This is a genomic window from Pseudomonas sp. OTU5201 (assembly GCF_038440135.1).
Classification (GTDB): domain Bacteria; phylum Pseudomonadota; class Gammaproteobacteria; order Pseudomonadales; family Pseudomonadaceae; genus Metapseudomonas; species Metapseudomonas resinovorans.
The window spans coordinates 1-21,927 of the sequence record NZ_JASATC010000059.1; the positions used below are offsets into that span (position 1 = coordinate 1).

Consider the following 21,927-nt stretch of genomic DNA (forward strand, 5'->3'; position numbering starts at 1 on the left):
CATTCGCTGGCAAGCCAGCTCCTACGGGCAATACAGCTGCCTGCAACACGCAATGCAGACATATCCATTGAAATCGCCCCTACAAGTACGCGCCAGTCGCCCCTCAGCGGCGCTTACTGCCGCCCAGCAAGGAGCCCATCAGGCCACGCACCAGCTGCCGGCCCAGTTGGTTGGCCGCCTGGCGCACTGCCGTCTTCATCGCCTGGCTGGCGAAGGTGCCGAGCAGTTCGCCGGCGAGATCACCCATGCCGGGCGGGTTCGCCGCAGCCTTGCCTGCCTGGGGCGCGGGTGCCTCGGCAGTCGCCTGGGCGGCGCGGGCGGTGAGCATTTCGTAGGCGGACTCGCGGTCTATGGGTTTGTCGTAGCGTCCGGCCTGGGGCGAGCCGCGCACCAGTGCAACGCGCTCGGCTTCGCTTAGCGGACCGATGCGCGATCGCGGCGGGGCAATCGCCACACGCTGGACCATGGCCGGGGTGCCCTTCTCTTCCAACGTGCCCACCAGGGCTTCGCCGATACCCAGCTCGGTAAGCACACCGAGGGCGTCGAACGCCGGGTTCGGGCGGAAGCCATCGGCTACCGCGCGCAGGGACTTCTGCTCCTTGGCCGTGAAGGCACGGAGGCCGTGCTGGATGCGCAAGCCGAGCTGGGCCAGTACGTCGTCCGGCAAGTCGCTGGGCGACTGGGTGACGAAATACACGCCAACGCCCTTGGAACGGATCAACCGCACCACCTGCTCCAGGCGCTCCTGCAAGGCTTTCGGGGTATCGGCGAACAGCAGGTGGGCCTCGTCGAAGAACAGCGCCAGCACCGGCTTGTCGGCATCTCCGCGCTCGGGCAATTGCTCGAAGAGTTCAGCCAGCAGCCAAAGCAGGAAAGTGGCGTAGACCTTGGGCGCCTCGTGGACCAGGTGGCTGGCATCCAGCAGGTGGATACGTCCGCGACCATCGCGATCGGGCTGGAGGATGTCCTCCAACTGCAGCGCGGGCTCGCCGAACAGCGCTTCGGCACCCTGCTGCTCCAAGGTGGCCAGGCGTCGCAAAAGAGCCTGAGCGGATGCGCCGGCGAACAAGGCGCGGTCCTCGCCCAGCATCTCCGGATGATCCTTGAGGTGGTTGAGCAGGGCCTTGAGGTCCTTGAGGTCGAGCAACAGCAGACCTTCGCGGTCGGCCACCTGGAAGGCGGCATAAAGTGCGGCCTGCTGACTGTCACTCAGCTCAAGCAGATTGCCGAGCAGCAGCGGCCCCATTTCGCTCAGCGTGGTGCGCAGCGGATGGCCGGACTGCCCGGCGACGTCCCAGAGGGTAACCGGATACGCCTGGGGCTGATGTCCCAACCAGGGCATCGAGGCGATGCGTTCGGCCACCTTGCCCTGAGGATTGCCTAGAGCGCCGAGGCCGCAGAGGTCGCCCTTGATGTCTGCCGCGAACACGGCCACGCCGGCGTCACTGAACACCTCGGCCAGCCGCTGCAGGGTCACTGTCTTGCCGGTGCCGGTGGCGCCCGCGATCAGGCCGTGACGGTTGGCCAGTTTCATGGCCTGGGAAACGGCATTGCCCTCTGGGTCAGCGCCAAGAATCAGGGAACGTTGCTCGGGCATCTTACCTTCCTCGGTTAAAGCTTTTATTGGTTCGCGCCGATACATAAACCGACGTTTCTACTCAGTTTTTCTGCACTCGCGTGCCATAAAGACTGGTGCCTGACCTAACCGGACGCAAGCAAACATGATCAAAAACCTGAGGTTCAGCCACAAGATTCTGCTTGCCGCCTCGCTGGTGGTAATTGCGGCTTTCTCGCTGTTCACCCTGTACAACGATTACTTGCAAAGGAATGCGATCCGTAACGACCTGGAAAACTATCTGCAGGAAATGGGCGATGTCACCGCCAGCAATATCCAGAACTGGCTTTCGGGCCGGATTCTACTGGTGGAAAGCGTGGCCGAATCCCTGGCCGCCAACCCTTCGCCTGACGCCGTACCGGCCTTGCTGCAACAACGGGCCTTGAACTCCACCTTCGCCTTCACGTACTTCGGCAGCCAGGACGGGCAATTCACCATGCGCCCGGACAGCGCAATGCCCGAAGGCTACGACCCGCGCACCCGCCCCTGGTACCTGGGCGCCAAGAGCGCCGGCGGCACCACCCTCACCGAACCCTATGTCGATGCGGCCACCGGCCAACTGATCATGACCATCGCCACGCCGGTGCAGTCCCTTGGCGTGGCCGGCGGTGACCTGAGCCTGCAAACCCTGGTGCAGATCATCAACGCCCTGGACTTCGACGGCATGGGCTATGCCTTCCTGGTGAGCGCAGACGGCAAGGTGCTGGTGCACCCGAACAAGGACATGGTGATGAAGAATCTGCGGGACATTTATCCGCAGAACACACCGGCCATCAATGCCGGCTTCAGCGAAGTGGGGGTGGACGGCGTCACCCGCATCCTGACGTTCGCCCCGGTCAAGGGCCTGCCTTCGGTGAACTGGTACATCGGCGTGTCGGTGGACAAGGACAAGGCCTTCGGCATGCTCAGCGAGTTCCGCGCCTCGGCCATCATCGCGACGGCGATTGCCGTGGTGATCATCATCCTGTTGCTGGGCATGTTGATCCGGGTACTGATGCAGCCGCTGCACATCATGGGTCGCGCCATGCAGGACATCGCCCAGGGTGAAGGCGACCTGACTCGCCGTCTGGCGATTCACGCGCAGGACGAGTTCGGTGAACTGGCCAGTGCCTTCAACCGCTTCGTCGAGCGTATCCACGGCTCCCTCCGTGAAGTGTCTTCGGCCACCAACCACGTGAACCAGGTGGCCAAGCTGGTGCTCAACGCCTCCAACTCGTCCATGAGCAACTCCGACGAACAGGCCAACCGCACCAACAGCGTCGCTGCTGCGATCAACGAACTGGGCGCTGCCGCCCAGGAAATCGCCCGCAACGCCGCCGACGCCTCGCACCAGGCTTCCTCGGCGCGCACCCTGGCCGAAGACGGCCGTCAGGTGGTCGAGCGCACCATTCAGGCGATGAACGAGTTGTCCGGTAAGATCCGCGCGTCCTGCGGCAACATCGAGACCCTGAACAGCAAAACGGTGAACATCGGCCAGATCCTCGAAGTGATCAAAGGCATCTCCGAACAGACCAACCTGCTGGCGCTCAACGCTGCCATTGAGGCCGCCCGCGCCGGTGAGGCCGGCCGTGGTTTCGCGGTGGTAGCGGATGAAGTGCGCAACCTGGCCCACCGTACCCAGGAGTCGGCCCAGGAAATCCAGCAGATGATCGAGGAGCTGCAGGTCGGCGCCCGCGAGGCGGTCAGTACCATGACCGAAAGCCAGCGCTACAGCGAGCAGAGCGTGGAGATCGCCAACCAGGCCGGCCAGCGTCTGGGCAGTGTGACCCAGCGCATCGGCGAGATCGACGGCATGAACCAGTCGGTGGCCACCGCCACCGAGGAACAGACTGCCGTGGTCGACTCGCTGAACATGGACATCACCGAGATCAACACCCTCAACCAGGAAGGCGTGGAAAACCTCCAGGCCACCCTGCGCGCCTGTGCCGATCTCGATCAGCAGGCAGCACGCTTGCAGCATCTGGTGGGGAGTTTCCGGATCTAGATCAACGCGCTGCCATCCCAATAAAGAGAAGGCGCCTAAGGCGCCTTCTTCTCTTCTTCCTCTTCCTGCACCTTTCGCCACAGCTCGGCAGCCCCGGGAAACTCGGTGCCGTTGTCCTCACTCAGCTCATCCGGGTCATAACGCCGTACGCAGCCTTCACCCAACGTGGGCGGCGGTGTGGAGGTAGCGCGGTCGCGTGGATCGGTCATGGGCGTTCCTCAGACTTCCGGCGGTTGCCCGGAATCGTGCTGGGCAAAGGCTTTTACGGCGCGCAGCACATCGCGGCGACTGATCTGGCCAACCAGCACCCCCTCCTCCACCACAGGGAAGCAACGGCGTTTGTCACGCAGGAAGCGCTGGCAAACATCGATGATATCGGCTTCTGGAGAAATGGTTTCCACCTGGGTGGACATATAGCCGCTGACGTTGCCGCCGATGGCCTCGTAATAGGCCCCGGAAAGAATGCCGCGCAGGCAATCGCCCTCCGAGATCATGCCAATCAGATGGCCCTGGGAATCCACCACCGGGGCAGCGGGAATGTGATGCTCCAGCAGGCGTTCAATGGCCAGGAAGAGGTCAGTGTCGGACCTGAAGGTCACCAGGTGGCGAGCCATGTAGTCGCGCACCTTGATGGATCTGAGCATGGGGCGGGCTCCTGTTCCAGTTGACCGGAGCGGTGCCCGCCGATGGGATCAGTCGAACACGACGGTCTTGTTGTCGTGCACCAACACCCGGTCTTCAAGGTGATAGCGTAGCCCACGGGACAGGACCATCTTCTCCACGTCCTTGCCGAGTCGAACCATGTCCTCGACGCTGTCGCGGTGGGTTACGCGCACCACGTCCTGCTCGATGATGGGGCCGGCATCCAGCTCCTCGGTGACGTAGTGGCACGTTGCGCCGATCAACTTCACGCCGCGTAACGACGCCTGGTGGTAGGGCTTGGCGCCAACAAAGGACGGCAGGAAGCTGTGGTGGATGTTGATCACCTGATGGGCGTATCGCTGGCACAGCTCCGGCGGGAGGATCTGCATGTAACGGGCGAGCACCACGGTATCAGCGCGGTGCTCTTCCACCAGCCGGGAAACCTCGTCGAAGGCCGGCTGCTTGTTCTTCGGATCCACCGGGACGTGGACGTAGGGAATGCCATGCCACTCCACCATGCTTCGCAGGTCGTCATGGTTGGAGATCACGCAGGGGATCTCGCAATCCAGCTCGCCGCTATGCCAGCGGTGCAGCAGATCGGCCAGGCAGTGGGACTCACGGCTGGCCATCAGCACGACACGCTTTCTCACTTCGGAATCGGTCACCCGCCAGTCCATGGCGAACTCACGGGCGATCGGCGCGAACGCCTGGCGGAAACCGTTCAGATCGAAAGGCAGGGAATCGGCACGGATTTCATGGCGCATGAAGAACCAGCCGCTCTGATTATCCGAATGATGGCTGGCCTCGGTGATCCAGCCGTTGTAGGTAGCCAGGAAGTTACTGACCTTGGCTACGATACCGACGCCGTCCGGACAGGCAATCACCAGACGAAATGTGCGCATGAGGGAACACTCCAGAGACTTCGCAAAGGCGGCCATTCTAGCTACTGCGCGCGGAAACTTCAGTAACCGCGTGCTTTGAAGGGGATTCTGCTGATCGCGGAACAACACACAGCGCACAACTAAAGGGCACCATCCGCCGGTGATATAGCGAGTATCCGAAGCACAATTACGCATTAGAACGGCAGTGGGACTAGTATCAAAGAAGAAGCCGCCAACAATGCGTACAAAAGTTTTCCTGCTTATTTACTTACAGATAATCGCTGTCTATTATTGCTGACACTTCGCAATCGCAAGTCAACGTACGATTCCAACAAGGGACGCCGACATGTCGCTGATCAACGAATACCGGGCTACGGAAGAAGCCATCAAGGAGCTCCAAGAGCGCCTGAAGAACCTGTCCCAGGACGACAAGCTGAAGAAAGAACTGGAGTTCGAAGGCAAACTGCGCACGCTGATGGGTGAATATCAGAAATCCCTGCGCGACATCATTGCCCTGCTCGATCCGGATGCCCGCTCCAGCAAGGCTCCGCGCGCCGCAAAGGCCGGTGCTACTGGCAGCAAGCGCGCCCGCAAGGTCAAGCAGTACAAGAACCCGCACACGGGTGAAGTCATCGAAACCAAAGGCGGCAACCACAAGACTCTGAAAGAGTGGAAAGCCAAGTGGGGCGCCGACGCCGTTGAAGGATGGGCCACCATCCTGGGCTAAGCCCCTCGGCAATAAAGAACGCCAGCATCCGCTGGCGTTTTTTTATGGCGAAGGTAAACCCCGGAAAGTTCCGGGGGTGGTTATCACAACCGATAGCGATGACCCAGTTCCCGGGCATATCGGCGCCACTCCAGCAACACCGTCTGTTGCGCCGGATCGGCTTTGGCCTGGAACTCATCCAGCGCCGCAAAAAAACTCTCGAGGGTATTTGGCGCCCCGAATTCCGGGCTCTTCAGCCGATTCCTGCAGAACTCCTCCCAGCGCCACCGATCGGTTTCCGACAAAGTTTCAGGAAAGTTTCTCGCACGGTAACGGAACAGCAACTCCGGCAGGCGCGTGTCGTCGAACGGCCAATTTTCCCGGGACAATTGCTGCGGATCGGCACGCCTTACTTGTTCGCAGAGACGACGATCCCGGTCGCCGAGAAATCCGCCGTACAACTGCTGCTCGGGATCATCCAGCGAAGTGAATTCCTCCTCCGCATAAATAACCGGCAACTTCTCTTGCCAGATGGCGGCCAGCTCGATGAGCTGCGCGGCACGACGCTGGCAGAGTTCCAGGTCGACGCCCAGGCGCTGGCGATCGATTTCTCGCAACACTGCCAGCGGTGCTACCACCGGACAACGGTTGATATGCAGCAGCTTCAGCGGCACCGGCAACTCACCTTCCGCCAACGCGTCACGTCGGGTGTAGAGACGCTTTTGCAGAGCCTCCCCGTCGAGCTCCAGCAGCGGCGCCGGATCTGATTGCAGGTCCACCACGATCAATGCATTGCGGTTGCGCGGATGCCAGGCCAGCGGCAGCACGACCGCCAGGTAATGGCGTTCGCCGGCAAAGCGCCCTGAGATATGCACCAGCGGCTGCAACAGGCGCACCTGCTCCTGCACCTTGTGCTTGCTGCGCAGCTGATAGAGATAGTCGAACAACCTCGGCTGACGCTCACGCAGCAGACGCGCCAGGGCGATGGTCGCACGCACATCGGACAGCGCATCGTGAGCCTGGCCGTGATCGATACCGTTGGCGGCGGTGAGCAACTCCAGGCGCAGGCTGACACGGCCATCCTGCTGAGGCCACTCGATACCGTCGGGACGCAACGCATAGGCAGTGCGAACCACATCAATCAGGTCCCAGCGACTGTTTCCGCCTTGCCATTCGCGGGCATAGGGGTCGTAGAAATTGCGGTAGAGGCTGTAGCGAGTGACCTCATCGTCGAAGCGCAAGGTGTTGTAGCCGGCGCCACAGGTGCCTGGTAACGCCAGTTCGGCATGTACCCGATGCATGAACTCGGCTTCACCCAGCCCCTTCTCCGCCAGGGTACCGGGCAGGATGCCCGTGACCAGGCAAGCGGCCGGATGAGGCAGGATGTCGTCGCTGGGCTTGCAGTAGAGGTTGATCGGCCCACCGATCTCGTTGAGCGCCTCGTCCGTGCGAATGCCGGCAACCTGCAGCGGACGGTCACAGCGCGGGTTGATACCGGTGGTTTCGTAGTCGTGCCAGAAGATGCTGGATGTCACGGCGTCCCCCTTGTTCGTGAGCGGGTCAGTCTAACACCGGGGCAGACCAGGCAATGGAGCCGAACAGGCTGGGAAACTTCGCCATCAACCCGCTTGCTGGCCGGAATATGGCGGGCCTAGAATCGCCGCCACTGGATGATCGACCCCCGACAAGGACTGCCCCCATGCCTGTGCCTTCCGCACCTCGCGCGCGCGCCTACGCGCACTTTGCCTCGTCGAATATCCCACACCCTTCACAGCATGCAGGCTGAGTCCTTCCTGCCAGGTTGCCTGGATACCGGCCGGTCGCTAGCATCGGGCTTTCCCCTTGGCGCCCAGCCGATGCCCGCAACCCGATCCAGTCCCAATCCTTCCGAGCCCCAGGCCCTGCCGCTGGACACCCGCTACCAGGTAGAGACACCGGAAGGCATTGACCTGGTCCTGCGTCCCGCCGGCCTGCTACCCCGCGCGCTAGCCTATGCCATCGACCTGGCGATCCGCGGTGCCATCATGCTCCTGCTGTTCATCGCCCTAGCCCTGCTCGGGCAGTTCGGCTTGGGCCTCGGGTTGATCCTCTTGTTCCTGCTCAACTGGTGGTACATGGTGCTGTTCGAGGTGCTCAACCAGGGCCGCTCGCCGGGCAAGCACGTGATGGGCCTGCGGGTGGTGCATGACGACGGCACGCCCATTGGCTGGTCCGCCTCGCTGGTGCGCAACCTGCTGCGTTTTGTCGATATGCTGCCCTTCGCCTACACCCTGGGCGCGCTCAGTTGCCTGCTGCACCCGACCTTCAAGCGCCTGGGCGACATCGCCGCCGGCAGTCTGGTGGTCTACCGCGACGAAAAGACCCTGCGTCCTGAACTGCCGGATGCCGAGCCGGAGCGCACGCCCTTCCCCCTGAGCCTGGCCGACCAGCGCGCCCTGCTCAGCTTCGCCGAGCGCCAGGCCAGCCTGTCGCCGGCCCGTCGCGCCGAACTCGCAGGCATCCTTGCCGAGCCGCTGGAAGTGCCACCGGAACAGGCGCAAGCGCGTATAAACGGCATAGCCCGTGGCCTGTTGGGGACGAACTCGCCATGAAACAGAACCTCTTCGAACGCCAGCACCAGGCAAGCTGGAAAGCTTTCGCCGAATTGCTCGATCGCCTCGAACGCGGCAAGGCCGATGCGCAGGCCTGTGCGGCCTTCTCCGCCGACTACCGGCAGCTCTGCCAGCATCTGGCGCTCTCGCAGGAGCGTGGCTACAGCAGCCATCTGGTGGAGCACCTGCAGCAGCTGGCCATGCGCGGCCATCAGCAGTTCTACCGCCATCGCAGCCACCTCGGCGCACGCCTGCTGGGTTTTCTTCTCGGCGGCTTCCCGCGCCTGGTACGCAACCAATGGCGCAGCATCGCCGCCGCCAGCCTGCTGTTCTACGGGAGCCTGTTGCTGATGGGCGTACTGGTGCACAACTGGCCTGACCTGGTCTACAGCGTGCTGGACCCGGAACAGGTGTCGTCGATGGAGTCCATGTATGACCCTGACGCCCGACGCATCGGCCCCATGAGCGAACGAGACTCGGGGGATGACTGGATGATGTTCGGCCACTACATCATGAACAACATCGGCATCGCCTTTCAGACTTACGCCGGAGGCCTGCTCTTTGGTGTCGGCAGCCTGTTCTTCCTGCTGTTCAACGGCCTGCACATCGGCGCGGTGGCCGGCCATCTGACCCAGATCGGCTTCGGTGAAACCTTCTGGTCATTCGTCATCGGCCACGGCGCCTTCGAACTCACCGCCATTGCCTTCGCGGGTGCCGCCGGCCTGCAGTTGGGCTGGGCCCTGCTCGCCCCCGGCCGCCTGCCCCGTGGCGAAGCCCTGCGCCTGGCCGCCGGACACAGCGTGCAACTGGTGGCCGGGGTGATCCTGCTGCTGGTGATCGCCGCCTTCGTCGAAGCCTACTGGTCCTCCATGACCCTGGTAGAACCCCAGGTGAAATACCTGGTGGGCGCCGGTCTCTGGCTACTCGTAGGGCTCTACTTCGGCCTGGTCGGCAGGAGGGCGCATGCGCCTGACTGATGCCAGCGTCGCCATCCGCCCGCGCAGTGCCTGGGAAGCCATGGACCTTGGCGTGTTGCTGGCCCGCCGTCACGCCGGCCTGCTGATGGCCAGCTGGGCCATCGTCACCTTGCCGGTGTTCGGCCTGCTCACCCTGATCTGCTGGAACTACCCGGGGCTGTCTGTCTTCCTGTTCTGGCTGCTCAAGCCGGCCTACGAACGCCTGCCGCTGTACATCCTCTCCCGCGCCCTGTTCGGCGATACGCCTACGCTCAAGGAAGCCCTGCGCGCCTACCCGCGTCTCCTCAAGCCCCAGTTGCTCGCCAGCCTCACCTGGCGCCGCCTCAGCACCACCCGCAGTTTCGACTTGCCGGTACTGCAGCTGGAAGGGCTTTCCGGGCAGGCCCGCAGCCAGCGCCTGGTGGTACTGGGCCAGCGCGATGCGGGCGGCGCCACCTGGCTGACAGTGATTGGCGTGCACCTGGAGTCAGCGCTCTGGTTCGGCTTGGTCACACTGCTCTACCTGATGCTGCCCCAGCAGGTGGCAATCGACTGGGACTGGCAGAAGCTCCTGGAAATGGCCTCCGGCGAATGGCTCTGGCTGGAGCATCTATCCAATAGCCTCTACGTCCTGGCGCTGATGGTCTGGGGGCCGGTGTACGTTGCCTGTGGCTTTACCCTGTATCTAAACCGCCGCACCTCCCTGGAAGGCTGGGACATCGAGCTGCAGTTCCGCCGCCTGCGCCAGCGCCTGACCGGCACCGCCTATGCCTTGCTGCTAGGTGTGGGCCTGCTGTTGACCCAATTGCCGCAACCCGCCATGGCAGACGATGCCCCGACCCTTTGCCTCGCGCCTCAGGCATTCCTCGACGGCCCCGATGCCGAACGCCTCACTCACCAGTCCCTGACCGGCAAGGCGGCGAAGGACAGCATCACCGCACTGCTCGACGCCCCGCCCTTCCAGAACCGCGAAACCGTTACTCGCTGGCGCCTGGGCGAGGAAAGCCCCGACCAGGATGTGAAGCCTGAAGACATGGAGGGCTGGGCTGAATTCATTCGCAACCTGTTCAAGCTGGCCGAGTACGCCAAGAGCCTGGATGCTGTCGCCCTGATGATCAAAGTGTTGCTTTGGGGTCTGCTGATCAGTGTGTTGGGCTTGCTGCTCTGGCGCTACCGCGACTGGCTCGCCGCCTTCGCAAGCCGCCTGGGGCTGCCGCAGCGCCGTCGACGTGAAGCGCCGTCGGTGCTGTTCGGCCTGGAACTGGCGCCGGAAAGCCTGCCCGATGATGTCGCCGGAGAAGTCGAACGCCTCTGGGCGAGCCAGCCCCGCGAAGCCCTCGGCCTGCTCTACCGTGCCCTGCTCAGCCGCCTGTTGCACGATTTCCGCCTGCCGCTCAAGCAGTCCCACACCGAAGGTGAAGTGCTGCAACTGGTACGTCGCCTGGATAACACCGAACTGGAAGGCTACAGCCAGACCCTCACCGGCCACTGGCAGAACCTCGCCTACGGCCACCGCCTACCCGCCGCCGAGCTGCGCCAGGGCCTCTGCGATGGTTGGCGGCGTCTGTTTGTCACGGGAGTCGTGTCGTGAACCTGCGTCCGCGCTTCCTCATCGGTGCCGGCCTGTTCCTGCTGCTTGGGCTGGTGGCGATCTACATCGCCGGTCGCCTGCAGCCCTACCAGGACACCGTCGAACACGGCCCAGCACCCGAAGTGCTGGGCAATCCCTATCTCGCCGCCGAACATTTCCTGCGCAAGCAGGGCCTGCAAGTGACCCGTGCCGACGGACTCGACGTGCTCGACGGCCTTCCCAGCGCGGGCCACAGTCTGCTGTTGCTCGGCAGTCGTTCGCGCATGACGCCTCGTCAGGCCGACCGCCTGCTGGAGTGGGCGAACAAAGGCGGCCACCTGCTGTTCATCGCCGAACGCCTCTATGACGAAGAGGATGGCAAGAGCGGCGACCTGTTGGCCGACCGCCTGGGCGTCCAGCAGTACGAAGCCAAGGACCTGGATGAAGACAAAAGCACCGAGCCAGGGGAGCCCGAAGAGCGCGAAGCCGAGGCACAGGCGATGGACGCCGCGGCCACGCAGGACGAGCAAGTCCAGGCCGAGGAAGACCCCTTCCCCGAGCTGACCAAGCTCTACCTTGAAAATGAACAGGCCCCCGCCTACGCCAACTTCGATCCGGACTTCCACCTCTACGACAGCCAGAACCGAGCCCATGCATGGGCCAACAGCGCCAAGGCCACGCACATGCTGCAACTGAACCACGGCGACGGACTGATCACGGTGCTCACCGACGGCTGGATCTGGCAGAACCGCGACATCATCGAATACGACAACGCCTGGCTGCTCTGGTACCTCACGCAGGACAGCGCCGTCACCCTGCTGTACCGCGCCGAGCGCGACAGCCTCGGCACCCTGCTCGGGCAGAACTTCCCCGAAGCCCTGGTGGCCCTGATGCTGCTCATCGTCCTAGTGCTCTGGCATGTCGGCCAGCGCCAGGGCCCGCTGAAGGCACCGGCCAACAGGGCGCGCCGGCAACTCGAAGAACACCTGCGCGGCAGCGCCGACTTCCTGCTCCGCCGCAGCGGCCAGGCCAGCCTGCTGCAAGGCCTGCAACGGGATATCCAGCGCCGCGCACGGCATCGCCACCCCGGTTTCGAACGGCTTCCCGTGGCCGAGCAGTGGCAGGTGCTGGGCCGCCTGACCCGCCTGCCGCCAAGCGCCATCAGCCAGGCCATGCGGCCGCTGCCCAAGCAACGGCTCAACGCCACCGACTTCATCCGCCAGGTCGCCCACCTGCAAACCCTCAGGAATGCCCTATGAGCGAACAGATTTCCGACCCGTCGCAATCCGAAGCTGCCGGCGCGAGCGCGCCTTCGGCCGCTACCCAGCGCCAGCGGGCCAGCCAGTTGGCCCAGGCCCTGCGCCTGGAACTACAGAAGGCCGTGGTTGGCCAGGTCGCCGTGATCGAAGACGTGCTCACTGCCCTGCTGGCTGGCGGTCACGTGCTGGTGGAAGGCGTGCCCGGGCTCGGCAAGACCTTGCTGGTGCGTGCCTTGGCCCGCTGCTTCGGCGGCGAATTCTCGCGCATCCAGTTCACCCCTGACCTGATGCCCAGCGACGTTACCGGTCACGCCGTGTACGACACGCAGAGCGAGCAGTTCAAGCTGCGCAAAGGCCCGGTGTTCACCAATCTGTTGCTGGCGGACGAGATCAACCGCGCCCCAGCCAAGACCCAAGCCGCCCTGCTGGAAGTGATGCAGGAGCGCCAGGTGACCCTCGAAGGCCGCGCCTTGCCGGTGCCACAGCCGTTCCTGGTGCTGGCGACGCAGAACCCCATCGAACAGGAAGGTACCTATCCCCTGCCGGAAGCCGAACTCGACCGATTCATGCTCAAGCTGCGCATGGACTACCCGGCTGCGGACGAAGAACTCAACCTGGTACGCCAGGTCACCCGCTCTGCCCGCGCCGACATGCTCGAAGTGGCGCCGCTGCGCATCCTCCTCCAGGCCCGCGATGTGATGGCCCTGCAGAAGATCGCCAGCGAGCTGCCGGTAGACGACCAGGTGCTCGATTACGCAGTGCGCCTGGCCCGCGCTACGCGTAGCTGGCCGGGCCTGGCGATGGGGGCCGGACCACGTGCGTCCATCGCGCTGGTCCGTGGCGGCCGCGCCCGTGCCCTGCTGCGCGGCGGCGATTTCGTGTTGCCGGATGACGTCAAGGGCTGCGCCCTGGCGGTGCTGCGTCACCGGGTGCGCCTCTCGCCGGAACTGGATATAGAAGGCCTCTCAGTGGACCAGGTACTCCAGCAACTCCTCGATCAGGTGCCGGCGCCGCGTCTATGAAGCCTTCCCGCGCATTGCTCGCGCTGGTAGCCGGGCTCTTCGGCCTGGCCCTGCTGCTCGGCGCCTTGCCAGCCCTGGGAGTAGGCCTGCCGGCGCAGTTGCAGCCGCTCTGGTGGGGCCTGCTCTGCGCCCTGGCGCTGCTCGGCACGCTCGACGCCGTCTGGTTACGCCGCCTGCCGCCACCCAACCTGGAACGGGCACTGCCGGGGAATCTGGCACTGGGCCGCTGGAGTGAAGTCCGGCTGACCCTGCACCATGGCTACGGCCGCCCCCTGATGGTCGATGTTTTCGACCAGGTGCCGGCGACCATGGAGTTCGAACCCTTGCCACAGCAGGTGGCCCTGCACCCCGGTGAACTCACCGAGTTCGGCTACCGGGTACGTCCGCTCAAACGTGGCCACTTCCACTTCCCGGCTTGCGAAGTCCAGCTACCCAGCCCACTGGGCCTGTGGCGCCACAAACGGGTGCTCGACCTCCCTGGCGAAGCGCGCGTCTATCCGGACTTCGCACGCCTCTACGGTGCCCAGCTGAAAGCGGTGGACGACTGGCTCAGCCAACTGGGCGTGCGCCAGCGGCCACGCCGTGGGCTTGGCCTGGAATTTCATCAGCTGCGGGATTTCCGTGACGGCGACACCCTGCGCCAGATCGACTGGAAAGCCACCGCACGCAAGCGTACGCCCATCGCCCGCGAGTACCAGGACGAGCGCGACCAGCAGATCGTCTTCCTCCTCGACTGTGGCCGCCGTATGCGCAGCCAGGACGGCGATCTGTCCCACTTCGACCATGCACTCAATGCCAGCCTGCTGCTCAGCTACGTGGCCTTGCGCCAGGGGGATGCGGTGGGTCTGAGCACCTTCGCTGCGGAACACGACCGCTTCTTGGCGCCGGTGAAGGGCCCGGCACAGCTGAATGTGCTGCTCAACGGCGTCTACGACCTGGACAGCACGCTGCGCCCGGCCGACTACAGCGCCGCTGCGGAAGCGCTTCTGGCGCGCCAACGCCGGCGCGCCCTGGTGGTGCTGGTGAGCAACCTGCGCGATGAAGACGATGCCGAGCTGTTCAGCGCGGTGAAGCGTCTCGGCCGGCAACACCGGCTGCTGGTGGTCAGCCTGCGTGAGGAAGTCCTCGACAGCCTGCGCCACACCCCGGTGCAGGGCTTCGATGACGCCCTCGCCTATTGCGGCACGGTGGACTATCTCAATGCCCGCAACAGCCTCCATGAACGCCTGGCCGCCCACGGCGTACCCGTGCTGGACGCCCGCCCCAGCGAGCTGGGGCCGCAACTGGTGAGCCGATACCTGGCGTGGAAGAAAGCCGGGGCGCTGTAGGGGCGAATTCATTGGCTATGTCTGCATGACGTGTTGTAGGCAGCTGCATTGCCTGCAGGAGCTGGCTTGCCAGCGAATGGCGGCGTTTCGCTGGCAAGCCAGCTCCTACAAGGCTCTTGGCCAGAGGGTAAATCTCTCGCAACAGCTAACGCAGACAGAGCCAATTCATTCGCCAAGGGGACCGCAGGTCTCCCCTTACCGTCGCGCAAAGAAAAAGGCGAAGCCTACGCTTCGCCTTCTCTCATTCCGCCAAACCTCAGTGATGCTTGCGCGGCACGGGTTTGAGCAGTTCGGTCGGGGGCATTTCGCAATTGATCTTGCGACCCAGCAGCTCCTCGATCGGCGGCAGGGCGAAAGCGTCGTCCTCGCCAGCGAAGCTGATGGAGGTGCCGCTGGCGCCAGCGCGGCCGGTACGGCCGATGCGGTGGACGTAATCGTCCGGGTCTTCCGGCAGGGTGAAGTTGATCACGTGGCTGATGCCATCAACGTGAATCCCACGGCCGGCGACATCGGTCGCCACCAGCACGCGGATCTTGCCTTCACGGAAGCCTTCCAGGGTCCTGATACGCTTGTGCTGAGGCACGTCGCCGGACATCTGGGCGGCGCTGATGCCGTCCTTGGTCAGGCGTTCCTCGATGCGGCGCACTTCGTCCTTGCGGTTGGCGAAGACCATTACCCGGGTCCAGTCGTTCTGGGCGATCAGGTTGTAGAGCAGCTTGTACTTGTCGCTGCCGGCTACGGCATAGACATGCTGCTCAACGGTTTCGCTGGCGACGTTCTCCGGCTCGATCTCGACGATGGCCGGATCGACGGTCCATTGCTTGGCCAGGTTCATCACATCTTCGGTGAAGGTGGCGGAGAACAGCAGGGTCTGACGCTCTCCCTTGAACGGGGTCTGCCGGATGATCTGGCGTACCTGTGGGATGAAGCCCATGTCCAGCATGCGGTCGGCTTCGTCCAGCACCATCACCTCGACCATGTCCAGGTGCACTTCGCCGCGCTGGTTGAAGTCCAGCAGACGGCCGGGGGTGGCAACCAGGATGTCGCAGAAGCGCGATTCCAGTTGTTTGAGCTGTTTATCGAAGTCCATACCGCCGACGAAGCTCATCACACTGAGGCCGCTGTGCTTGGTCAGAGCCTGGGCGTCCTTGGCAATCTGTACCACCAGCTCGCGGGTCGGCGCGATGATCAGTGCGCGCGGCTCGCCCATGTAGCGCTCTTTCGGCGGCGGGGTTTGCAGCAGCTGGGTGATGATGGAAATGAGGAAGGCGGCGGTCTTGCCGGTGCCAGTCTGGGCGCGGCCAATGGCGTCCTGGCCCTTGAGGGTGAAGCCCAGCACCTGTGCCTGGATCGGGGTGCAGTAGGGGAAGCCCAGATCGTGGATGGCGTGCATCAGCCGCGGATCGAGGTTGAAGTCGTGGAAACGGGTCTTGCCTTCCTGGGGCTCCACCGCGAAGTCTTCGAGCTTCCAGTTGTCTGCCGGGGCGGCAGCCTTGGCCGGACGCTCGCGGCGCGGCTTGTCGGATTTGGGCTTGTCGCTGCGGGGCTTCTTCTCGCTACGCGGCGGGCGTTCGCTGGCGCCTTCGGCCTTTTCGCCTGCTTCGCGAGGCGCTCTCTTCGGTTTGGCCGGACGCTCTTCCTTCTCGGCATGGGCGTGGGCGGGTACAACGGGGGCGGGGCCGGATTGGGGCTCTTCGCCCTTGCTGAATATCTTCTTGAGTGCTTTGAGCACGGTGGTCTCGTCGATTGTTTAAGGAATGAACGGCCGCCAGTGTAAAGCAAGATGCCCGCAGGGCGAAGAGCCGCGGGCATTCGAGGGCTTGACTTGGACTAAGGAAGGGTCTCCAGAAGCAATCTGCGCACATTTCCGCCCATGATGGCGGCGATCTCCGCCTCGTTGAAACCGGCCTCCTTGAGCCCCTGGGTCAATTGCGCCAATCCGCTGGTGTCGAAAGGTGTATGGACCGCGCCATCGAAGTCAGAACCCAGCGCCACATGGGCCACACCCACCTTGTCGGCGACGTAGCGGATGGCTTTGACGATGGCCTTGACCGAGGTTTCACAAACGGCGGTGTCCCAGTAGCCGATGCCGATGACCCCGCCGGTGGCGGCAATCCGCTGGATATGGGTATCGCTCACGTTGCGGGTGCCCGGGCAGGTCCCCTCGACGCCGGTGTGGGAGACCAGCACCGGACGCTCGGCCATGCTCAGCACATCGTCGATCAGTGCGCGTGAGGCGTGGGCAAGGTCCACCAGCATCTTCTTCTCTTCCAGGTGGGCAATCACCCGACGACCGAAGGGCGTCAGGCCGCCCTTATCCAGGCCGTGGGCAGAGCCGCCTACTTCGTTATCGAAGAAATGGGTCAGCCCCATGATGCGGAAACCCGCGTCGTACATCCGGTCAACGTTCTCCAGCTTGCCTTCCAGCGGGTGCAGGCCCTCGGTAGCGAGGATGGCGGCAACCTGGTTCGGGTCCTTCTCCCAGGCTGCGAGGTACTTGGCGAAATCATCGCGGCTGCGCACCAGGGTTAGCTTGCCCTGGCTGCCGGCGGCGGCTTCCTCGAGCTTCCTGCCTTGATAGAGGGCGCGTTCAAGCAGGCTGGTCCAGGTCGCATGGGGCCAGCGCTGGGCCATGACCAACAGGGTGATGTTGTCGGTGTCCGAACCATTGCGCTCGTAGTTGAGGCCACGCGGGGTCTTGGTGACGGTGGAGAACACCTGCAGGCCGACATGGCCTTCGAGCAGGCGCGGCAGGTCGCTGTGGCCGAAGTCATGGCGCTCCAGCAGGTTGCGGTTCCACAGCAGGGCGTCGTCGTGCAGGTCCGCGACGAACAAGGTCTTGTGCAGGCTCTCGGCCTCGACCGAGGCGTGATAGGGCGGCGGTGCGGCCACCGTGTTCATCTCACGGTCGAGGAACCCCGGCAGGTAGAAGAATATCCCCAGGCCAACGGCCACCAGCAGTAGCAAAGCGATCAGAAGTTTGCGCATGTCCAGCTTCCCGGCTGTCTGTTGTAGTGAACGGACTCTAGCAAACAGACGTTTGAACGAAGCGGAAATGTAGGCAAATGCTCTTTTGGGGCCGCGAACTCATTCGCGTGAGGCAGCACGGCTGCTCGGGGAGACTGCCTGGCGAATGAATTCGCCGCTGCAACTGCCGGGGTTACTAACCGTTCAGGCGGTTTCTTCCATCCTGCTTGGCCCGGTAGAGCGCCGTGTCGGCTCGGGCGATCAAGCCCTGCAAGCTGTCCGGCTGGCGCATTTCGGCCAGGCCGATGGAGACCGTCACGCCGGGCAGCACCCCCAGTGGTGAATAGAAGGAAGGAATCTGCTCCAGGCTGGAACGCAGCCGCTCACCGATGGTGCGGGCCTCTTCGCAGCTCATTTCCGGCAGCAGGATGACGAACTCCTCCCCCCCGTAACGCGCCATGCTGTCCTTGGGGCGCAGTTGGCTGCGCAAGGTGTGGGACACCAGGCAGAGCGCGTAGTCGCCGGCCAGATGGCCATGGCGGTCGTTGTAGGCCTTGAAGTGGTCTACATCGAGCATGAGCATCGACAGCGGTTGCTCGTTGAACGCGCAACGGGTGCTTTCACGCTGATAGATCTGTTCAAGCCAGCGACGATTGAACAGTCCAGTGAGGGTATCGATCTTGGCGTTCTGCTCGGTATCGAGAATGATCCGGTTGCCCCGGCGCACACGGTCGCAAAGCACTTCCAGCAGGTTCTGCATCAACTGCGGTGACTGCTGGAACAGACTGGCCAGGGATTGCCGATGCAGTCGCAGCGCGGTGGTGGGCTCGCAGGCCACCACGTAAGCCGAAGGATGGTCGTTGTCGATGAAGCTGATCTCACCGGCACATTCGCCCGGTTCAATGTTGCTCACCGGGTTGTTGTCCAGGGAGCCTAGGTAAACCTTCAGCCGGCCACTCACCACCAGGTAGAGGTACTGGTTGCGGTTGAAAGGAGACAGCACCACTTCCCCCGCCTCCAGGTCGCAGGCGCGGAATTCCTTCAGTAGCTGCTCGAGACTTTTCGCAGCGACGTTCTGGAACAGGCGCAGTCGGCTCAGCAGGTGTAAGTCTTCTTGCCAGTGAACATGCTTCATAGCTGCAACAGCCTCGGATGGCAGTCGAAGCGGACGGCCCCGCTAGCGATCCCTGTCTTAGGTGTTAACTCCACGCGACAGTATTCCCGCACTTTTTTGCTGGCAATGCCCGCCAAAAGTTGGGCCGACAAACGGCGCCATATCGGTAAGGAACGCGACAATTCCTGATATTCGCCACAATTTCGCAACATATTTCTGCACGCACACAAAAGCCGGAGGCGTGGCGCATCCGGTGCGAGTTGCTCGATTCAGGTACTTGGAGCGCAACAGGCCGCCCTGGAAGGCGGCCTGTTGCCAGTCAGTATAGATGGCTTCAGGCCATCAGCCGGAACTTCACCGAAAAGCCAGCCATGCGGGCCTCCAGCCGCTCCCGGAGTTGCGAATCCAGATTCGGCACGTGGATCTCGGCGATCTGCCCGTGGCGATCATCGTTCACCACCTCAACCCGAACGCCCGGGGCGATTTCGCCCAGCACCTCTTCCAGCACTCGACGGGTGGCGTCGAAACGCAGCGTCGGCTTGAAAGTCTTGCCCACGGCGGTGACCGGAATGGCGTCGACAATCCAGACATCCTTGGGCACTGCTGCACGCTCGGGCACATGCTGCGCCGCGTGTGCCAGTAGCTCGGCTTCGCTGGCACTGGTGCCGGGCTTTAGCTGCACATAGGCGACTGGCAGTTCACCGACCTTGTCGTCCGGCTTGCCGACGGCGGCAGCCATGGCCACCGCCGGATGTCGATGCAAGGCTTCTTCGATCATCTGCGGATCGATGTTGTGACCGCCGCGAATGATCAGATCCTTGCTGCGGCCGGTGAGCCAGATATAGCCATCGGCGTCCATGCGGCCGAGGTCGCCGGTATTGAACCAGTCGCCATCGACCCAGATATCCTTGTTCTTGCTCGCCTGCAGGTAGCCCTTGAACACGGTCACGCCACGCACGCAGAGGTTGCCGATCTCGTCAGTCGCGGCATCTCGCAGATAGCTGCCCTGCTCGTCCAGCACCACCACCTTCACTTGGCAGTACGGCATGCGCATGCCGATGGAGCCTGGCCGGCGTTCGCCATGGGCAGGGTTGCCACAGGTGCCGCAGGTGGCTTCGGTCAGGCCGTAGCCTTCGATCAGCTTGAGGCCGGTCTTGGCCTCGAACTGGCGGATCAGCTCCACCGGCATCGGCGCTGCACCGCACAGCGCATAACGCAGGCTGGACAGGTCATGCCCCTCGCTGGGCACCTGCAAGAGACCCGCATAGATAGTCGGTACGCCGCTGAAGAAGCTCACCCGGTAGCGCTCGATGACCTTCCAGAAGTTCTGGATCAGCCGCGGGTTGCGATAACCCTGGGGCGTGGCGATGAGGATCTCGGCTCCGGCGAAGAACGGTGCGAGGCCAGTGACCATCACGCCATTGACGTGGAACAGCGGCAAGCCACAGAGGGTGTTGTCGCCCTCCCCCAAGTTGATGGCGTAGGCCAGGATCATCGCCATCGCCACTTCGTTGCGATGACTATGGGGCGCCAGCTTGGGTGTACCGGTGGTGCCGCCGGTATGGAAGTAGGAGGCGACGTCGTCCGGCGCGATTACCCGACCGCTTTGCAAATGATCGGCCGGGAAGCGGTCGAGCAACTCGTCGAAGTCCAGCACGCCGTCCGGCAGCGGGCCGCGCTGAGCCTTGATTGCACTGCGTTGAGGTTCCGGCAGCAGGTTGGCGAGGTCGACGGTGACAATTGCCTCCAGCTCCGGCAGGCGCTCGCGCAGCCCTGCAACCTTGTCCCAGAGATCGGTTCCCGGGAACGGAGCCAGGGTCACCAGCACCTTGGAGTCGGCGGCATGGATCAGCTCGGCGATGTGCTCGGGCTCCAGCAGCGGGTTGATGGCGTTGACCACACCGGCCGCTTCACCGCCCCAAATGGTGAAGTGGGCGTGCGGCAGGTTCGGCAACAGGAACGACACCGCCTTGCCCGGCCGCACGCCCAGATGGTGGAAGGCGTTGGCCGCCTGGGTGACCCGCGCCAGCAGTTCCGCATAGGTCATCTCGAAGGGCGCTTCCTCGGCGTCGCCCTGTAGCAGGAAGGTCATAGCGCGTTTGTGCGGGTGGCGTTCGGCACTGCGACGGATCAGCTCGTAGGTGCTGTCCGGCATGCCGCGTTCTTCCAGCGAAAGGCGTTCGATTTCTTCTACATCGCGCAGGTTGGCGATGGGCGGAGCGGAGGTCTGGGCCATGGTCGGTTCTTGTTCTGTTGGATTGGGATCAGCTGTGCAGTCGTTCCACCAACCAGATGCCGATGTCACGAATCTGCTGCGGCAATACTTCATGGGCCATCGGATAGTCGCGCCACTCCACGGGAACGCCGGCGGCCGCCAGGCGATCGTGGGCAGCGCGGCCCATCGCGGGCAGCACCACGTCGTCAAAAGTGCCATGCAAGCAAAGGACCGGCAGTTGTCGTTTTGTATCCGACAGTGTCATTTCGTCAGTGAAGGTCGGTGCGTAGGTGGACAGCGCCAACACGCCACCCAGTTCATCCGACCAGCGCAGGAAGGCGGTGTGCAGCACCACGGCGCCGCCCTGGGAGAATCCAGCGAGGAAGATGCGGCGCGGCTCGATGCCACCGTCGATCTGCGCCTGCGCCAGGGCCATCACCTGCTCCGCCGACGCCTCCAACTGGGCCTCGTTGATGGCGCGTTCTGGACTCATGGCGAGGATGTCGTACCAGGACGGCATGGCCCAGCCGCCATTGATGGTCACCGCGCGGGTCGGCGCCTGGGGCATCACGAAGCGGGTGGTGCCCAGGACTTCCTGCAGAGCCTCTGCCACCGGCAGGAAGTCATAGCGATCCGCCCCCAATCCGTGGAGCCAGATGACGCAGGCATCGGCGCGATGTGTGGGCTCAAGGATCAATGTGTCGCTCATGTGTGGCTCCGTTGTGGTGCATCTGCACAGTTGTGGGACGGATGCATCAGACAGGGTGGTTTGATAACTGAAATATATGTCGCAAGGCTAAAACTTTACCTATTGACCTATCGGAATAGTCCTACTGGCATCTTGCTGGTACGGCCTTTGCTATCTAGCTGCAGACTGAAACATGCCCGCGGCAAGGTAACACTTGCCCGGCGTGCAACGGGTTGGGCAGCGGCTCCGGCCGAGGCCTTGCAGGCGGTCATCTGGCGTCCTTCGTGGCGTCGGGGTGGGCGCAATCCGTCTCCAGCCCATTTGACCAATGGGCGAGGAAAGGTCTGGTGGCGAGCGGAGCAGCGCCAACTAGACTCCTTCCTTAGGTC

Annotated in this window: 18 protein-coding genes; 8 read left to right on the forward strand and 10 right to left on the reverse strand. The window is 63.5% G+C overall.

The genetic code is table 11. The features are described 5' to 3' along the window. Positions 1 to 103: 103 nt before the first annotated feature. A complete protein-coding gene (locus AAHM40_RS24950; RefSeq protein ID WP_342247086.1) occupies positions 104 to 1,597 on the reverse strand; it encodes a helicase HerA-like domain-containing protein in 1,494 nt (497 codons plus the stop codon). A gap of 124 nt (positions 1,598 to 1,721) precedes the next feature. Between AAHM40_RS24950 and AAHM40_RS24955 the strand changes: the two genes are divergently transcribed. Beyond that, positions 1,722 to 3,599, forward strand: coding sequence for a methyl-accepting chemotaxis protein (locus tag AAHM40_RS24955; RefSeq protein ID WP_342247087.1), 1,878 nt, complete (start codon positions 1,722 to 1,724; stop codon positions 3,597 to 3,599). 35 nt (positions 3,600 to 3,634) lie between these two features. On the opposite strand, the gene AAHM40_RS24960 is transcribed toward AAHM40_RS24955, so the two are convergent. Genes AAHM40_RS24960 through purU form a run of 3 tightly spaced genes read right to left on the reverse strand, consistent with a single transcriptional unit; the run spans position 3,635 to position 5,143 of the window. Further along, a complete protein-coding gene (locus AAHM40_RS24960; protein WP_342247088.1) occupies positions 3,635 to 3,808 on the reverse strand; it encodes a hypothetical protein in 174 nt (57 codons plus the stop codon). A gap of 9 nt (positions 3,809 to 3,817) precedes the next feature. Next, complete coding sequence (locus AAHM40_RS24965) at positions 3,818 to 4,243, reverse strand: CBS domain-containing protein (RefSeq protein ID WP_280285902.1); 426 nt, start codon at positions 4,241 to 4,243, stop codon at positions 3,818 to 3,820. 48 nt (positions 4,244 to 4,291) lie between these two features. Further along, positions 4,292 to 5,143 carry a formyltetrahydrofolate deformylase gene (gene purU, locus AAHM40_RS24970; RefSeq protein ID WP_342247089.1) on the reverse strand — a complete coding sequence of 284 codons (852 nt, stop codon included), beginning with the start codon at positions 5,141 to 5,143 and terminating at the stop codon, positions 4,292 to 4,294. A 325-nt stretch (positions 5,144 to 5,468) separates the two neighbouring features. Between purU and mvaT the strand changes: the two genes are divergently transcribed. Then, entirely contained in the window at positions 5,469 to 5,849 is a 381-nt protein-coding gene (mvaT, locus tag AAHM40_RS24975) for a histone-like nucleoid-structuring protein MvaT (protein ID WP_342247090.1), read from the forward strand. Positions 5,850 to 5,932: 83 nt separating this feature from the next. Here mvaT and sbcB read toward each other — a convergent pair whose 3' ends face one another. Further along, positions 5,933 to 7,363: an exodeoxyribonuclease I gene (gene sbcB / locus AAHM40_RS24980; protein ID WP_342247091.1), complete on the reverse strand. Its 1,431-nt coding sequence runs from the start codon at positions 7,361 to 7,363 to the stop codon at positions 5,933 to 5,935. A gap of 321 nt (positions 7,364 to 7,684) precedes the next feature. Between sbcB and AAHM40_RS24985 the strand changes: the two genes are divergently transcribed. Genes AAHM40_RS24985 through AAHM40_RS25010 form a run of 6 tightly spaced genes read left to right on the forward strand, consistent with a single transcriptional unit; the run spans position 7,685 to position 14,554 of the window. Further along, a complete protein-coding gene (locus AAHM40_RS24985; protein WP_342247092.1) occupies positions 7,685 to 8,419 on the forward strand; it encodes an RDD family protein in 735 nt (244 codons plus the stop codon). Then, complete coding sequence (locus AAHM40_RS24990) at positions 8,416 to 9,396, forward strand: stage II sporulation protein M (RefSeq protein WP_342247093.1); 981 nt, start codon at positions 8,416 to 8,418, stop codon at positions 9,394 to 9,396. The genes AAHM40_RS24985 and AAHM40_RS24990 overlap by 4 nt, the downstream gene beginning before the upstream one ends. After that, on the forward strand, positions 9,383 to 10,966 hold the full coding sequence (locus AAHM40_RS24995) for a DUF4129 domain-containing protein (RefSeq protein ID WP_342247094.1): 1,584 nt from the start codon (positions 9,383 to 9,385) through the stop codon (positions 10,964 to 10,966). Before AAHM40_RS24990 ends, AAHM40_RS24995 begins: the two co-directional genes overlap by 14 nt. Continuing rightward, positions 10,963 to 12,204, forward strand: a complete 1,242-nt coding sequence (locus AAHM40_RS25000) for a DUF4350 domain-containing protein (protein ID WP_342247095.1) — start codon at positions 10,963 to 10,965, stop codon at positions 12,202 to 12,204. Before AAHM40_RS24995 ends, AAHM40_RS25000 begins: the two co-directional genes overlap by 4 nt. Continuing rightward, the gene (locus tag AAHM40_RS25005) at positions 12,201 to 13,226 is read left to right on the forward strand and encodes an AAA family ATPase (protein ID WP_342247096.1); all 1,026 of its coding nucleotides are present in this window, start codon (positions 12,201 to 12,203) and stop codon (positions 13,224 to 13,226) included. The genes AAHM40_RS25000 and AAHM40_RS25005 overlap by 4 nt, the downstream gene beginning before the upstream one ends. Further along, complete coding sequence (locus AAHM40_RS25010) at positions 13,223 to 14,554, forward strand: DUF58 domain-containing protein (protein WP_342247097.1); 1,332 nt, start codon at positions 13,223 to 13,225, stop codon at positions 14,552 to 14,554. The genes AAHM40_RS25005 and AAHM40_RS25010 overlap by 4 nt, the downstream gene beginning before the upstream one ends. 256 nt (positions 14,555 to 14,810) lie before the next feature. Here AAHM40_RS25010 and rhlB read toward each other — a convergent pair whose 3' ends face one another. The 5 genes from rhlB to AAHM40_RS25035 form a co-directional block, all read right to left on the reverse strand. Further along, entirely contained in the window at positions 14,811 to 16,286 is a 1,476-nt protein-coding gene (gene rhlB, locus AAHM40_RS25015; RefSeq protein WP_342247098.1) for an ATP-dependent RNA helicase RhlB, read from the reverse strand. Between the two features lie 98 nt (positions 16,287 to 16,384). Beyond that, positions 16,385 to 17,542 (reverse strand): dipeptidase, encoded by a 1,158-nt coding sequence (locus tag AAHM40_RS25020; protein ID WP_342247099.1) that lies wholly within the window; start codon positions 17,540 to 17,542, stop codon positions 16,385 to 16,387. A 175-nt stretch (positions 17,543 to 17,717) separates the two neighbouring features. Beyond that, on the reverse strand, positions 17,718 to 18,656 hold the full coding sequence (locus tag AAHM40_RS25025) for a GGDEF domain-containing protein (RefSeq protein WP_342247100.1): 939 nt from the start codon (positions 18,654 to 18,656) through the stop codon (positions 17,718 to 17,720). Positions 18,657 to 18,969: 313 nt separating this feature from the next. Further along, the gene (locus AAHM40_RS25030; RefSeq protein WP_342247101.1) at positions 18,970 to 20,871 is read right to left on the reverse strand and encodes an acyl-CoA synthetase; all 1,902 of its coding nucleotides are present in this window, start codon (positions 20,869 to 20,871) and stop codon (positions 18,970 to 18,972) included. A gap of 28 nt (positions 20,872 to 20,899) precedes the next feature. Then, positions 20,900 to 21,559 (reverse strand): alpha/beta hydrolase, encoded by a 660-nt coding sequence (locus tag AAHM40_RS25035; protein ID WP_342247102.1) that lies wholly within the window; start codon positions 21,557 to 21,559, stop codon positions 20,900 to 20,902. Positions 21,560 to 21,927 lie beyond the last annotated feature (368 nt).